The following is a 14,376-nucleotide window of genomic DNA, read 5'->3' on the forward strand; positions in this document are numbered from 1 at the left end:
AGCAGCATGGGCATGGAATTCGACGGTACGGCACCGGTGACGATTCCCGGCGTCGGCGCGGTCATCGGCAGCGAGTTCGCCGAGGTCGCGGTCAGCATCGACGATCAGGCCAACGCGCCGCGACTCAAGGTCGAGGACCTGCGCACCGGCCGGGTCCGCTACCTCGACGCACTCGAACTCGAAACCATCGTCTGGCTGCCCGACGAGCGGCTCAACAGCCTGCTTGATCCGTCGGCCGACCGCTGGCGAGGTGACGAATGAGACGCGCAGCAATCGTCGCACCATTGCGGACGCCGGTCGGCACCTTCGGCGGCAGCCTGCTTCCGCTGCGTGCCGAGGACCTGGCCGCACAAGTCATCAAGGAGGTCGTCGCGCGCAGCGGCGTGGCACCCGACGTTATCGAGGATGTGGTCTTCGCGCAGTCCTACGCCAACTCCGAAGCACCGTGCATCGGACGGTGGGCAGCGCTGCATGCCGGCCTTCCGATCAGCGTGTCGGGCCTGCAGATCGATCGCCGTTGCGGTGGTGGTTTGCAGGCGGTCATCGCCGCGGCGATGACCGTACAGACCGGGGCCGCTGACGTGGTGATTGCCGGTGGCGTCGAGTCGATGAGCAACATCGAGCACTACACCACCACCGCGCGGTGGGGATCGCGAGCGGGCAACCAGGTGCTCTATGACCGCCTGGACCGCGGCCGTGAGCTGTCCCAGCCGACCTGGCGATTCGGCGCCATCAGCGGAATGATCGAGACAGCGGAGAACCTCGCCGCCGACTACGGCATCGACCGCGCCGCCGCCGATGCTTTCGCGGTCCGCAGCCACGCCAGGGCGCACGCCGCCCAGCAATCGGGAGCGTTCGACGACGAGATTGTGGCCGTGGAGGTGCCGCAGCGCCGCGGTGAACCGGTCATCGTGGCTCGTGACGAAGGAATCCGGCCCACCACCACAATCGAGACGTTGGCCAAACTGCGCACCCTCCAGAACGGCGGCACGGTCACGGCGGGAAACTCCAGCCAGCAGAATGACGCGGCGGCCGCCTGTCTGGTTGTCGCCGAGGATCGGCTGGAGTCGCTCGGCCTGGAACCTATCGGTTACCTAGAGGGGTGGGCAGCCATCGGGTGTGAGCCGTCACGGATGGGGATCGGACCGGTCGGCGCCACCGAGAAGCTGTTCGCGCGAACCGGACTGGCTTTCGATGACCTGACTTTGATCGAGATCAACGAGGCCTTCGCCGTGCAGGTGCTGGCGGTCCTGTCTGGCTGGGGTCTGAAACTCGACGACGTCGAAGACCGGCTGAACGTCAACGGTTCCGGCATCTCACTCGGCCATCCCATCGGTGCGACCGGGGTCCGCATCCTGACCACCGTGTTGCACGAGTTGCAGCGGCGTGGTGGCGGGCTGGCGTTGGAGACCATGTGCATCGGTGGCGGGCAGGGCCTTGCCGCAGTGTTCCGGGGCGCCTCGTGAGCACCGGTTTGCTCGGGTACGCCAGCTACCTGCCGCGACCCCGGCTCGCCGGGCCGGCGATCGGGCTGCGGAAAGGTGACCGGGTCGTCGCGTCCTACGACGAGGACTCCACCACCATGGCGGTCGCCGCGGCGACTGCCGCGCTGGCGCCAGGTGCAGTGCCCGCAGCGGTGTATCTGGCGACCAGCTCGCCGGCCTACGCCGATAAGACGAACGCCACCGCGGTCCACGCCGCCCTGGGCCTGCCGGGGGAGGTGTTCGCCGCGGATCTGTGCGGTACCGGTCGCAGCACCATCGCGGGCGTGAAGCTCGCGGCGCAATCCGGAGGACTCGTGGTGGCCGCCGACGTGCGCGTCGGCAAGCCGGGGTCTGCCGACGAGAAGACCGGCGGTGACGGCGCCGCAGCAGCCTGGTTCGGAGACGGCGAGCCGATCGCGGAGGTCCTGGCGGTCCGGTCGCAATCGGCCGAGTTCCTGGACCGGTGGCGAGACCCCGCCGCCAGCACGGGGCAGCAGTGGGAGGAGCGCTTCGGCGCCGAGCGCTACGGTTCGTTGATCCGATCGACCGCGCAGTCCGCTCTCGACGATGCCGGAGGTGCCGACGCTGACCACGTCGTGGTGGCCTGTCCGAACACCGCCGTCATCAAACGAGCCGCAACCTTGGTCAAGGGCCAGAAGTCGGTGACAACGTCGCCCATCGGGCATACCGGCGCCGCCGACGCGCTGATCGGGCTGGCGGGCGTGCTCGACATAGCCGATCCGGGCGACAGCATCGTCGTGATCTCCGCTGTCGATGGATGCGATGTGGTGGTGCTGCGGGCCACAGCCGCGCTGCCGGCGCACCGCCAGGGTAGGTCGCTGGCGGCCCAGCGGTCAGCCGGCCTCCCCGTGGACCACCTGACCTACCTGTCATGGCGCGGTCTGGTGACTCTGGAAGCGCCGCGCCGCCCCGAACCGGAACGCGCCGCCGCGCCGCCTGCCGGGCGTTCCGAGCGCTGGAAGTTCGGCTTCACCGGGTCACGTTGCACCGAGTGCGGATTCACGCATCTGCCACCACTGCGGATGTGCCGCGCCTGCAACGCGCTGGACGCGATGGACGCAGTGCCGGTGGCATCCCTGACCGGCACCATCGTCACCTACACGGTGGACCGGCTGGCCTTCTCGCCGTCACCGCCGATGGTGCAGGCCGTGATCGACATCGACGGCGGCGGACGTTGCACCTTGGAGGTCGCCGACGCCCGGCCTGACAATCTCGAAGTCGGTGCGCGGGTGCGCTTCTCCTTCCGGAGACTGTTCACCGCTGGCGGCGTGCACGATTACTTTTGGAAGGCGGTGCAAGACGATGCCCAGTAACGGAATTGCCGGCAGGGTCGCGGTGGTGGCCATGGGCTGCAGCAAGTTCGGGGAACGCTGGGACTCCTCGACCGACGACCTCATCATTGAGGCGTACCAGGAGTGCCTGGGTTCGCTGCCCGGCTTCAACCGTGAGGACGTCGACGCCTACTGGCTGGGAACGCTGAGTTCCGGGCTCGGCGGCTTGACCTTGAGCCGGGCGATCGGCAGCGACGACAAACCGGTGACCAGAGTGGAGAACTTCTGCGCCACCGGATCCGAGGCGTTTCGTAACGCCTCCTATGCCGTCGCCGCCGGCGCCTACGAGATCGTGATGGCCGTTGGTGTAGAGAAGCTGAAGGACTCGGGATACTCCGGTTTGCTTCGCCAGGACCCGCCGGGAGACGGTACGGCCCCGGAAATCTCGATGACCGCCCCGGCAGCCTTCTCGCTGCTCGACCCGGCCTACTGCGACCGATACGGTGTGCACCCGGACGAGATGCGAGCCGCAATGACGCACGTCGCTTGGAAGAATCATGACAACGGGACCCGAAATCCGAAGGCGCAGTTCCGTTCTCCCGTCGCTCGAGAGACGATCGACAGTGCCCCGAAGGTGGCCGGTCGGTTGGGTGTGTTCGATTGCTCGGGGGTTTCCGACGGCGCGGCGTGTGCACTCATCGTTCCAGCGGAAAGGGCGTATGACTTCACCGACCGACCGATGTTCGTCGAGGGGCTGTCCCTCGTCGCGGGCTCGACACGAGGATCCATGGACTCAGCCTTCGACTACACGACCTTTCCGGAAGTGGTGAAGGCCGCAAAGGACGCGTACGCACAGGCTGGGATCGATCGGCCAGAGCAGCAGCTCTCGCTGGCCGAAGTTCACGACTGCTTCACGCCCACCGAGATCGTTTTGATGGAGGACCTGGGCTTTTCGGAGACCGGGCACGCCTGGAAAGACGTGCTGGCCGGTGATTTTGATATGGATGGCCGTCTTCCGGTCAACCCCGACGGTGGACTGAAGTCGTTCGGACACCCCGTCGGGGCAAGCGGTCTGCGGATGCTGTACGAGGCGTGGCTGCAGTTCCGAGGCGAGGCTGGCGATCGTCAGCTTGCTGACCCGCACACGGCGCTCACCCACAACCTCGGGGGTCGTCCCGGGGGGTGTGTGTCGTTTGTGTCGATCGTGACGAATGAGCTTCGGCGGCGGCCCTAACGATCCCGGGCTGGGGTTCGCGCAACTGGGTTGGCAGCCGTCCACTATGGCATATCGACGGCTGCCCACTGGGCTAGGAGACGTGTGCGCCGCGGGAGACGCCGACCCGCATCAGAGTCAGTGATCCGCGGAGTGGGTGCTTCCGCTTCTGTCGAACGGTCGCCGTCGACCGCGGCGGCGATCATGCGCGAGACCAGGTCGTCGCCCGGGATTGTCGCGGCGTCGGGTCGTGATGCCGGTGAGGTAACCGCCGGTCTCCGTCAAGGAATTCAGGCCGAGCTGCGTGTCGGCGATCACCCGGAGCGGAAGTTCGACGGCGACGTCGTCGACGAATTCGCGCGATTCGTGACCGCGCCGTTCGATTCTGTGGCGGCCTCGACGCCACCTGCCGGTGGGTCGGCGGCGTTCTGGGAGGTCTCGCCCAGGCCACCGGTGGTGACCAGCGACTCCGCGAGACGCTGCGGGCCTTCCTGTGATCCGGGTCCAGCTTCAAGGCGACCGCCGATGAGAAACACCTGCGCGTCAACTCCGTGAATCTCGGGGAGTGCGGGCGGCGGAGCGTCGTGGACGTGAGATCTCCGAGGACCGTTTGGACGCCGAGGTAGCGCTGCTCCTGGTGCCCGGTTCGGGGACGCCTTTCTCACCTGACCGTCGCAGATCCTCTTCTAATCCTCGTTCGGAGCGGGAAGCCGCTGGACTAGCCGGGACAACGCGATCAAATAAACCGGTACACCTGAATGCCGCGACCAGACGTCTCCACTGCGACCTTGACTTCTGAACATTTTTTAACCAAGATTCAATCAACGGCATGGTTGAGCGGAGGAACGTACGTGTCAGGTGTTGCAGACAGGGTCGTCATCGTCACCGGTGCGGGGGGCGGCCTCGGTCGCTCATATGCGCGCTTCCTGGCGGCCAACGGCGCACTGGTGGTGGTCAACGATCTTGGCGGTGCCCGAGACGGCTCGGGAGCTGGCACCCAGGCCGCCGACGCAGTCGTCGCGGAGATTCGTGACGCCGGCGGTCGGGCCGTTGCCAACTATGACTCGGTGGCCGAGGCGAAGGGTGCTGCGGCGATCGTCGACACCGCGCTCAACGAGTTCGGTGCGGTGCACGGTGTGGTGAGCAACGCCGGCATTCTGCGTGACGGTGCATTCCACAAGATGTCGCAGGAGAACTGGGACGCGGTCCAGCAGGTGCACCTCTACGGCGGCTTCAACGTCATTCGCGCCGCGTGGCCGCACTTCCGGGAGCAGAAGTTCGGCCGCATTGTCGTCGCGACGTCGACCAGCGGCCTGTACGGCAACTTCGGCCAGGCCAACTACTCTGCCGCCAAGGCGGGACTGGTCGGGCTGATCAATTCGCTGGCGATCGAGGGCGCTAAATACTCGATCACCGCGAATGCGATCGCGCCGCTGGCCGCGACCAGAATGACGGAGGACATCGCCCCGCAGGAGCTTCTGGATAAGCTCGACCCCGAACTGGTCGCGCCTGCCGTGGGTTATCTGGTGTCGGAGGAAAACGAGGACACCGCATCGGTCTTCGTCGTCGGTGGCGGCTTGGTGCAGCGGGTGGCTCAGTTCCAGAACGACGGCGTAACCTTCACCTCGGTGCCGAGCCTGAGCGAGATCACCGCGCAGTGGTCGCAAATCAGGGACATGTCCGAAGCCAAGCCCGGCACCAACCCTGTCTGATCGCCGATGAGCACCCCGCCTGCTGCCGAGTACGACAAGCGCCGTGTTAATCAGCCGGCATTTCTGCCGGCTGATCGATCTACGCCCCTGGTTGACCTCACGATCGGCGGGCTGCTTGCCCAACGGGCCGCCGAACATCCCGACCGAGTGGCGGTTATCGGGGTTCGGCATGGATCGGGCGAAGATGCCCGCCTGACCTATGCAGAGCTGTTGGATGAGGCCGGTAGGGTTGCGGCGGCGCTCGCCGAACTGGCGAGTCCCGGCGACTACGTGGCGCTGTGGGCGCCGAATGTGATCGAGTGGACGGTCATCCAGTACGGCGCGGCGTTCGCCGGAGTGGTTCTGGTGGCCCTGAACCCGGTTCTGCGTCAGGGTGAGCTGGACTACGCGCTGCGGCACAGCAGGGCGCGGGTGCTGCTGCACGCCGACGTCAGTCGCGACTACGACATGGCGGCAGTCGCCGAACAGGTCTGCGCCGATATTCCGGATATCACCCGCATCTCGCTGGCCGAACGGGGGAAGTGGCAAGGTTCTGAGGCTCTGCATCACGATCTGGCGCCGGCCGATCCGGACACCCCGGTGATGCTCCAATACACCTCGGGTACCACGGGCCGGCCGAAAGGTGTCCTGCTGACCCACCGCGCGCTGGTCAACGTGGCTCGCCTGACGATGGAGGCCACCGCTGTCGAGCCAGCAGCGGTCTGTTTCAACCCGCTGCCGTTGTTCCACACCGCTGGCTGCGTGATCGCCACGTTGGGCCCGGCGTGGGTCGGCGGAACCGTGGTGCTCTGTGAACGGTTCATGCCCGACCTCGCTCTGGCGGCGATGCGGCGCGAAGGCGTCACGGTGCTGTTCTATGTACCGACAGTGCTGCTGGCTCTGCTGCAGGCTCAACGCGGCAGCACGGCAGAACCACCACGGCTTCGTGTTGTCATGGGTGGTGCCTCACACGTGTCCAGTGAACTGATCGACGGCACAGCAGCCGTTTTCGGGTCCGGCGTCTACAACCTGTACGGCCAGACCGAGCTCGCCCCGGTCCTGTCGCTGACCCGGCCGGGGGACTCCCGCGAGGACCAGTTGACCACGGTTGGCCGGCCGCTGCCGCACCTCGACTGCAAGATCATCGATCCCGACACGGGAGCCACGGTCGGGATCGGGGAAGTCGGGGAGATCTGCGCTCGCGGATACCAGCAATTCGTCGAATATGTACATGACCCACAGGCCACTGAGCGGGCGCTCGATCGCGAAGGCTACGTGCGCACAGGTGATCTCGGTGCGATGGATGAACGCGGATTCCTCACGGTCACGGGCAGGCTCAAAGAACTGATCATTCGCGGCGGAGAAAACATCTCGCCCGTGGAGGTCGAATCGGTGATCAGACGCCACGACGACGTGCTCGACGTCGTCGCGGTCGGTGTTCCCGATGAACGGTTCGGCGAGGTTGTCGCCGTCGTGTGTCAACTGGACAGCGACGTGCGGGCCGATCTGCGGGACAGTTTGCTCGACCATGCTCGAAAGCACATGCCGGCGTACAAGATTCCCGCGCGCTGGTTCATCTCTGACGCCTTCCCGACAACGCCAACGGGCAAGGTTCAACGCTTCGCTCTCCGTGAATCGATATCTGCTGAGGAGTTGCGAGAGCTGTGAGCGACCGGCTTCCGATCGCTGTTCGCCGTGCGCTGTTGCGCGGTCGGTTTCCGTCGTGGGAGCCGCAAGGTCTCGCCCAGTGGCTGGACAGGTGCGCCAACACCTATCCGCGGCGGCCTTTTGTCCTGGCAGACGCGGCGTCGTCGACCTATCGCGAGGTCTCGGACGAGTCGCGGAGACTCGCCGCCGGTCTGCTCGCGTTGGGGGTGCGTCCCGGCGACCGGGTGGGGATGGTGATGGCGAACTATCCCGAGTTCGTCACCATCAAGTTTGCCATCGCGCGAGTCGGCGCAGTGGCCGTCCCGTTCAACTACCTCTACCGCGAAAGCGAACTCGCATTTGTGCTGCAGGATTCGGGCTGTCGCGTGCTGGTGACGATGACCGGATTCGGCTCCCTCAACTACCAGGGCATGCTCGACGCCATCGCTCCCGGGTGGGACCGGCCGGGCTTTGCCGAGCGTGCGGACGGCGTCGACACCGTACCCGCGCTGCGACACGTGGTGGCCCTCGGTACGGGGGACGATCCGCGTGCCGGTGTCCTGACAGTCGACGGCCTGGCGCACCTGGGTGACGAGCGTCCGGCACATTTGACGCCGGAGATCGATCCGTCGTCCCCCGGAGACATGCTGTACACCTCCGGCACCACCGGATCGCCGAAAGGTGTTGTGGTCTCCCATGATGCCGTGCTGCGCACGGCCTACGCGTCGGCGCTGACCCGCGCCTACGAAGACGGTCGACGGATTCTCTACTCGCTTCCGTGCTATCACATGTTCGGCTACGTCGAGGGCCTGTTGTCGGTGATGTTCGTCGGCGGCGCAGTCATCCTGCAGCCCTCCTTCAGTGCCGAGGGATACTTCCGGGGCATCGAGCAGCATCGCGCCTCAGACATGCTCTGTGTCCCCACGATGGCCGTAGCCATGGTCGAGAGTCCTGCCCGCGCCGACTACGACCTGTCGTCACTGAAGGCGCTGCTGTGCGGGTCCGCGCCCGCCCCTGTGTGGCTTTGGGAACAGGTCAGCAAGGACTTCGGCATCGACGAGATCGTGACTGGATATGGCATGACCGAATGCGGCGGCGCGATGACCCTGACGCTGCCCGAGGACGATCTCACCATGACCTCGGAGACCGTCGGCAGGCCGAAACTCGCAGGTTCCGCCGGTGTTCCAGGCACGGATGCATTGGTGGCCTACCGTGCCATAGACCCCAACGACGGCGCCGACGTCGAAGTCGGCGCCGAGGGCGAACTGGTCTCCATGGGCCCGACGGTCATGCACGAGTACTGGAACCGTCCCGACGACACCGCTCGGACACTGCGCGGCGGATGGCTGCATTCGGGTGACCTCGGCTGCATCCGACCCGACGGCTACCTCCAGGTCACCGGCCGTAGCAAGGAGCTCTACAAGAGCGGCGGCGAGTTGGTCATGCCCCGCGAGATCGAAGATGTGCTCGCCGAGCACCCGGGGATCAGCCAAGTGTTCGCAGTGGGACTGACCGACGATCGGTGGGGCGAGATCGGTTGCGCAGTCGTGGTTCCCGTTCCAGAGCACGACGTTTCCGAGCGCGATGTACTCGAACTATGTCGTGCCAAGCTGGCCCGGTTCAAGGTCCCGAAGCGGGTGGTGTTCTACCGGCCGGAAGACCTTCCAACCACGCCGACCGGCAAGGTCCAGAAGTTTCGCCTTGCCCAGGAGATCGAGGCTGCGACTTCCGGGGATACGAGGCCTCAGGCCGGGGCGAAGTAACGTACCCCGGCACTTTCGATGTCGGTCAACCGGCCCTGCGCGGTTAACAGGTCCAGGTGGGCCTGCACCTCCAGTACCGCAGTCATACGATGGACAGTACTCAGCTCGTCGAGCTTGCGTTCCTTTCTGGTCCAGAGCATCTTCTCGGCAACTTCCATGCTGGTGGTGCTTCCCTTGGCAACGAGGTCGCCGACCTCCTGTAGCCGATGCTCGTGATGATCGATCAGCTCGATCGCACGGGCCCGAGTGGTGCGGTCGGCGCTGCCATGTGCCGGCAGCATCCGAGCATCCGGGAGTGCCAGGATCAGCTGCAATGAACTCAGGTACGACCGCAGCGGTAATCGCTCCGGAGCCCGCTCGAAAGCGATCGACGGCGTGATGCGCGGCAGTAGGTGATCGCCGGTGAAGATCAGGCCCTGCACGGTGTCTTCGAAGACGATGTGTCCCCGGGTGTGTCCGGGGGTGGCGTGAACGATGAGGTCGCCGGCAGTTCCCTCGATCAGTTCGCCGTCGTGCAGCCAGCGGTCGGGCGGTGAGAATGCCACGCCCTTTTCGAAGACCTCCCATTCGAGTTTCTCAACCTCAATGGCGAGGTCGGCGGCGCCGGCTTCGACCAACTTCGGAATCTGGTTCGGATGGACCGCATCGGGCCGGCGTTCAAAGGCTTCGATGCTGTACCGTTCGTCGGCTCCCAGCAGCAACTCGATGTGATGCTGGTCCCGCCACCGAACGCCGAGGGAGTAGTGGTCCCAGTGCTGATGGGTGACCACGATGCGACGGACATCGGACACGCTGAATTCGAGATCGGCTAGCGCTTCGACCAATGTCTGCTCGGCGGGCGGGTACGCCCAGCCGGGGTCGATGAGTGTCACCCCGGTAGGGGCGTGATGCAGGTAGCAGTTGACGACCCGCAAATCGGGCAGCGGTAGCGGCAGCGCGACACGCGCAACACTATCGGTGATCTTCTCGACTGCACCGGCGGTAGGCACATCGGTCATCAGAAGCTCCCCTCTGGTCGGATACAAAATTTAACACCGACTAGAAAAATGTGTTAACGTCGGGATGCTTACGTGATCGACAGCACCTTCGTCGAACAAGCTGTCATTCAAAAATTTTGCTTCACAGTCCGAGGGGGTGGCACGGTGGGAGTCAGTGCACCGCCGCGTCCACGAAGCGTCCCCCCGGCTCGCCCCACGTCGGCACGCCTACGGGCGCTCGGAGAATGGCTCGCCGACCAGGGTGAGCAAGTCGACGGTGCAATCCGCGTAAGTTCGATCCCAGGCGGGGATACCAACCAATCGTGGTTGGTGGCCGACCGGGCGGACCGACGGTGGGTGCTACGGGAGCGGAGGGCAGGCGACGATCGCCCGTTCCACCGTGAGGCGGCGGTCCTGGTGTCCCTGGCGGGGTTAGGTGTTCCGGTGCCTGGACTGGTCGGTCATGGCCGCCGTCGCGGTGGCTTCTTCATGGTGACCCGGTTTGTGTCCGGCGCCGTGCTTGATAGCGAACACACGGCATCGCGGGTTCCGGCCGAGCACCGACAGGCAGTTGGCATCAGTGCCATCGACACGCTCTGTGACCTGCACTCGATCGACCCGTCGGCAGTCGGCATGCCTGACTTTGCGGTGGGACATCTCGATCGGCAGCTCGCCGTGTTGTCCGATCTGTGGACCCGCACGGGCAGCGGCGGCATCTATGACTCGTCGTGGCGTGCGGTCCGCACCAGGCTGCTGGCCCGCAGACCGGCGTGGGAAGGTCCTGTCCAACTGGTGCACGGCGATTTCCGGCTCCCGAATCTCGTTGTGCAGAAAGGAAGTACAGCCGCGATCCTCGACTGGGAGCGATGCACCTCCGGCAATGCGATGTCGGATCTGGCTTGGCTGCTCAACAGCTGGCGGCACGCTGATGAACCGGCCGGTCGGCTCGGTAGTCCGACCCGAATCGGCGGATTCTGCTCCCGGGACGAACTTGCGCAACGCTATGCCGCTCGTAGAGCGCTGAACCCGGACCACCTGTCCTTCTACCGTGCCTTCGCGCATTGGACGGCGGCCACGTTGCTGCAGGCGTCGGAAACGCGGCGTCGAACGATCCAGGATTCATCTGGCCACGACAACGTCCTCGACGAGATTCAGTTCAGTCTTCTCGAGGCTTCCACTCTGTTACGGAGGCCGGTGTGCTGACCGACCGCGACGACTGCCCCCACGATGTCGAACCCGAGTTCAACTTCGAGGAGTCCATGAACTTCGAATTCCATGACCTTGAAACCGGTCTCGCTGGCTTTCTCCGGCTGGCCAACCGGCTCAAGGAGGGGGGACAGACCCGCATCGTCGAATCGACGGTCCGCTGGCATCCGGCGGACGGACCACAACTTCACGGAATGGCCGAGTATCTCGATCAAATGCTAGACGGGCAGCCGGTAGGAATCCGGGTGTGACGGAGGGAGTCAGGTAGTCATGAAGGTTTTCGAGAGTCTTGCGGAGTTCGAGTCGGCAACAGATGCCGAGCTGGGGCCGACCGACTGGCTCGTGGTCGATCAACAGCGTGTCGACAAGTTTGCCGAGTCCACCGACGACCATCAGTGGATTCATGTCGACCCCGAGCGGGCCGCTTCGGGACCGTTCGGTGGCACCATCGCCCACGGTCTGCTCACCTTGTCGCTGCTGCCGCGGTTCATGCACGAGCTGTACCGTGTGGACAACGTGGCGATGGCAATCAACTACGGATTCAATAAGGTTCGGTTCATCACGCCGGTTCCGGTGGGAGCCAAGGTACGAGCATCCGCCAAGGTGACTCAGGTGGAAAAGCTCGACGGCGCCGTCCAGGCGACCTTCGTGACCACCGTTGAGGTGCAGGACGCGGCCAAGCCCGCCGCCGTCATCGAATCGATCATTCGCTATGTCAACTGAGACATCTCGCGATCCGAGGATCGCCTCCGCCGACGCGCTGTACGACGCACTCGCTCGGGGAGACGCAGACGCGATAGGTGTCCTGTTGGCGCCGGAGTTCGTCGGACACGCCGCCGAGGGCATGCCGTTGAACATGGGTGGAATGCATGTCGGGCCGGAGGCGATGCGTAAGAACCTTTGGTGGCGAATCGGCGAGCATTTCAAGGCCCGCGCTGTTGCCGAGGATCATCAGCCGCTCGCGGATGGTCGACTCGCAGTGATCGGCACCTATCGGGGCAGTGGGCGACGCTCGGGCGCCGAGTTGAACGCGGCCTTCGTGCACATCATCTCGTTCGATGACCGCGGCCGGATCACCTCGTTGCGTCAGCTCACCGACACCGCCGCATGGCAGGCTGCACTCGACGGAAACGGCCTGCAGACCATCGACTACCGGGTCGAGAACGGCGTTGCCGTCGTCTGCCTGAACCGCCCCGACCAACACAACGCGATCAACCTGCGCATGGGCGAGGAAACGCTGGAGGTAGCCCAACGCATCGAGGCTGATCGATCGATCCGCGCGGTATTGATCTGTGGTAACGGTCCGGCATTCACCGTGGGCGGCGATATCTCGTTCTTCCTCGAAGGCGGTAGAGAGGGCTACGACGGGTTGTTCGAGAGGATGATCAAGCCCTATCACCGGGGTTTCGAGATCCTTAGTCGGGTCGAGGCGCCCATCGTGGCGGCGGCGCACGGTGCGGTCGCCGGTGGTGGCTTGGGGTTCATCTACGCAGCCGATATCGTGCTCGCCGCCGAAGGCGCAAAGTTCATCACCGCCTTCGCCGGGATCGGTCTCTCCGGCGACGGCGGCGGCACATACCACCTTCCGCGGCTGATCGGCCCGCGTCGCGCCGCGCAGGCGTATCTGCGCAACACGCCGATCACCGCCGATGAGGCGCTGGCCTGGGGATTGGTCAACGAGATCGTTCCTGCCGCAGAGCTTCGTGACCGCGCGACAGCACTGGCCGAAAAACTCGCGGCGGGACCGACAGTTGCCTTCGCGACAATGCGATCACTGCTGCGCGACAGCTGGTCCAACGACCTCACCGCGCAGTTGGCTGCCGAACTGGAAGGCACCAAAGCCACCGGCAGAACCCAGGATGCGGCAGCGGCCTTCACAGCCTTTGCCGCTAAACAAAAGCCGACTTTCGAGGGACGATGACATGAGCGGGCTGATCAACGACACCGAAGAGCACCGAGCAATCCGCGACAGCGTGGCCGGGATCGCCAATCGGTACGGATCGCAATACTTCCTCGAACGAGGCCGTACCGGACAGGACATCGAGGCGCTGTGGAAAGACCTTGGCGCCGCCGGCCTGCTCGGCGTCCACCTGCCCGAGGCCTACGGCGGCGGTGGCGGCGGTATGGCCGAAGCGGTAGTGGTGGTGGAAGAGCTTGCCGCCCACGGAATGCCAATGCTCATCTGGGTCATCTCCCCGGCGATCTGCGGCAGCATTCTGGCCGCGCACGGGTCCGAGCAGATGAAGCAGACATGGTTGCCCGGGATCGCCGACGGGACGCAGAAAATGGCCTTCGGCATCACCGAGCCGGACGCCGGTTCCAACAGCCACAATGTTAAGACGACCGCACGCAGGACAGCCACCGGATGGGTCATCTCGGGAGCGAAGTACTACATCTCGGCGATCGACCAGTGCGACGCACTGCTGGTGGTGGCGCGGGACGCCGACCACTCGACGCCGGAGAAGTCGCAGCTGTCGCTGTTCGTGGTTCCCACCGCTGCCAAGGGGCTGACGTACCAGCACATCGAGACCTCGATCGTGTCGCCGGACAAACAGTTCACCGTGTTCCTCGACGAGGTTGAGGTCGGCGAGGAAGCGCTGATCGGTGCGGCCGGCAACGGATTACGGCAGGTCTTCGACGGGCTGAACCCGGAGAGGATTCTGGTCGGTGCTATCTGTGGGGGCGTCGGCCGCTATGCCATCGAAAAGGCGGTCGACTACGCCAAAGAACGCACCGTGTGGTCGACGCCGATCGGTGCCCACCAGGGCATCGCCCATCCTCTGGCCGAAAGCCACATCGCCGTCGAGTTGAGCAGACTGGCCACCGCGCTAAGCGCGCAGCAGTTCGATGCAGGAATTCCGGCAGGCGAAGCCGCCAATATCGCAAAATTCTCCGCGTCGGAGGCGGCGCTGAAGGCGCTGGATCAGGCAATCCAGACCCACGGCGGCAACGGCCTGGCCCACGAATACGGACTATCCGAATTGTGGTTCGTCACGCGGCTCATGCGCACCGCCCCGGTCAGCCGCGAGATGGTCCTCAACTTCGTCGCGCAAACCTCGCTGGGCCTTCCCCGCTCGTATTGAGACCCCCTCAACGAAAAGAG

Annotated in this window: 13 protein-coding genes; 12 read left to right on the forward strand and 1 reads right to left on the reverse strand. The window is 65.1% G+C overall.

The genetic code is table 11. From position 1 onward, the window contains the following. The first annotated feature begins 6 nt into the window (after positions 1-6). From AU194_RS13270 to AU194_RS13305, 7 genes are all read left to right on the forward strand, one after another. Positions 7-261 carry a hypothetical protein gene (locus tag AU194_RS13270; RefSeq protein WP_059089720.1) on the forward strand — a complete coding sequence of 85 codons (255 nt, stop codon included), beginning with the start codon at positions 7-9 and terminating at the stop codon, positions 259-261. Next, the gene (locus AU194_RS13275) at positions 258-1,466 is read left to right on the forward strand and encodes an acetyl-CoA C-acetyltransferase (RefSeq protein WP_059089721.1); all 1,209 of its coding nucleotides are present in this window, start codon (positions 258-260) and stop codon (positions 1,464-1,466) included. The genes AU194_RS13270 and AU194_RS13275 overlap by 4 nt, the downstream gene beginning before the upstream one ends. Further along, on the forward strand, positions 1,463-2,818 hold the full coding sequence (locus AU194_RS13280) for an OB-fold domain-containing protein (RefSeq protein WP_059089722.1): 1,356 nt from the start codon (positions 1,463-1,465) through the stop codon (positions 2,816-2,818). Before AU194_RS13275 ends, AU194_RS13280 begins: the two co-directional genes overlap by 4 nt. After that, entirely contained in the window at positions 2,808-4,010 is a 1,203-nt protein-coding gene (locus AU194_RS13285; protein ID WP_059089723.1) for an acetyl-CoA acetyltransferase, read from the forward strand. Before AU194_RS13280 ends, AU194_RS13285 begins: the two co-directional genes overlap by 11 nt. Positions 4,011-4,840: 830 nt before the next feature. Beyond that, positions 4,841-5,701 carry an SDR family oxidoreductase gene (locus AU194_RS13295; RefSeq protein ID WP_059089725.1) on the forward strand — a complete coding sequence of 287 codons (861 nt, stop codon included), beginning with the start codon at positions 4,841-4,843 and terminating at the stop codon, positions 5,699-5,701. A 6-nt stretch (positions 5,702-5,707) separates the two neighbouring features. Then, on the forward strand, positions 5,708-7,348 hold the full coding sequence (locus tag AU194_RS13300) for a class I adenylate-forming enzyme family protein (protein WP_059089726.1): 1,641 nt from the start codon (positions 5,708-5,710) through the stop codon (positions 7,346-7,348). Further along, complete coding sequence (locus tag AU194_RS13305) at positions 7,345-9,090, forward strand: class I adenylate-forming enzyme family protein (RefSeq protein WP_059089727.1); 1,746 nt, start codon at positions 7,345-7,347, stop codon at positions 9,088-9,090. Before AU194_RS13300 ends, AU194_RS13305 begins: the two co-directional genes overlap by 4 nt. Here the strand turns inward: AU194_RS13305 and AU194_RS13310 are convergent. Further along, entirely contained in the window at positions 9,072-10,088 is a 1,017-nt protein-coding gene (locus tag AU194_RS13310; protein WP_059089728.1) for an MBL fold metallo-hydrolase, read from the reverse strand. The two genes, AU194_RS13305 and AU194_RS13310, sit on opposite strands and share 19 nt — an antisense overlap. A gap of 144 nt (positions 10,089-10,232) precedes the next feature. On the opposite strand from AU194_RS13310, the gene AU194_RS31185 reads away from it, so the two are divergent. From AU194_RS31185 to AU194_RS13335, 5 genes are read left to right on the forward strand one after another with little or no spacing between them, the layout of a single operon-like run. Continuing rightward, positions 10,233-11,270 (forward strand): phosphotransferase family protein, encoded by a 1,038-nt coding sequence (locus tag AU194_RS31185; protein ID WP_255374831.1) that lies wholly within the window; start codon positions 10,233-10,235, stop codon positions 11,268-11,270. Next, the gene (locus AU194_RS13320; RefSeq protein WP_059089730.1) at positions 11,264-11,524 is read left to right on the forward strand and encodes a hypothetical protein; all 261 of its coding nucleotides are present in this window, start codon (positions 11,264-11,266) and stop codon (positions 11,522-11,524) included. The genes AU194_RS31185 and AU194_RS13320 overlap by 7 nt, the downstream gene beginning before the upstream one ends. A 19-nt stretch (positions 11,525-11,543) precedes the next feature. Continuing rightward, complete coding sequence (locus AU194_RS13325) at positions 11,544-11,996, forward strand: MaoC family dehydratase (RefSeq protein ID WP_059089731.1); 453 nt, start codon at positions 11,544-11,546, stop codon at positions 11,994-11,996. Further along, complete coding sequence (locus tag AU194_RS13330; protein ID WP_059089732.1) at positions 11,986-13,194, forward strand: enoyl-CoA hydratase-related protein; 1,209 nt, start codon at positions 11,986-11,988, stop codon at positions 13,192-13,194. Before AU194_RS13325 ends, AU194_RS13330 begins: the two co-directional genes overlap by 11 nt. Before the next feature lies 1 nt (position 13,195). Continuing rightward, entirely contained in the window at positions 13,196-14,356 is a 1,161-nt protein-coding gene (locus tag AU194_RS13335; RefSeq protein WP_059089733.1) for an acyl-CoA dehydrogenase family protein, read from the forward strand. The last annotated feature ends 20 nt before the right edge of the window (positions 14,357-14,376 follow it).

Source organism: Mycobacterium sp. GA-2829, from assembly GCF_001499965.1.
Lineage (GTDB): Bacteria > Actinomycetota > Actinomycetes > Mycobacteriales > Mycobacteriaceae > Mycobacterium.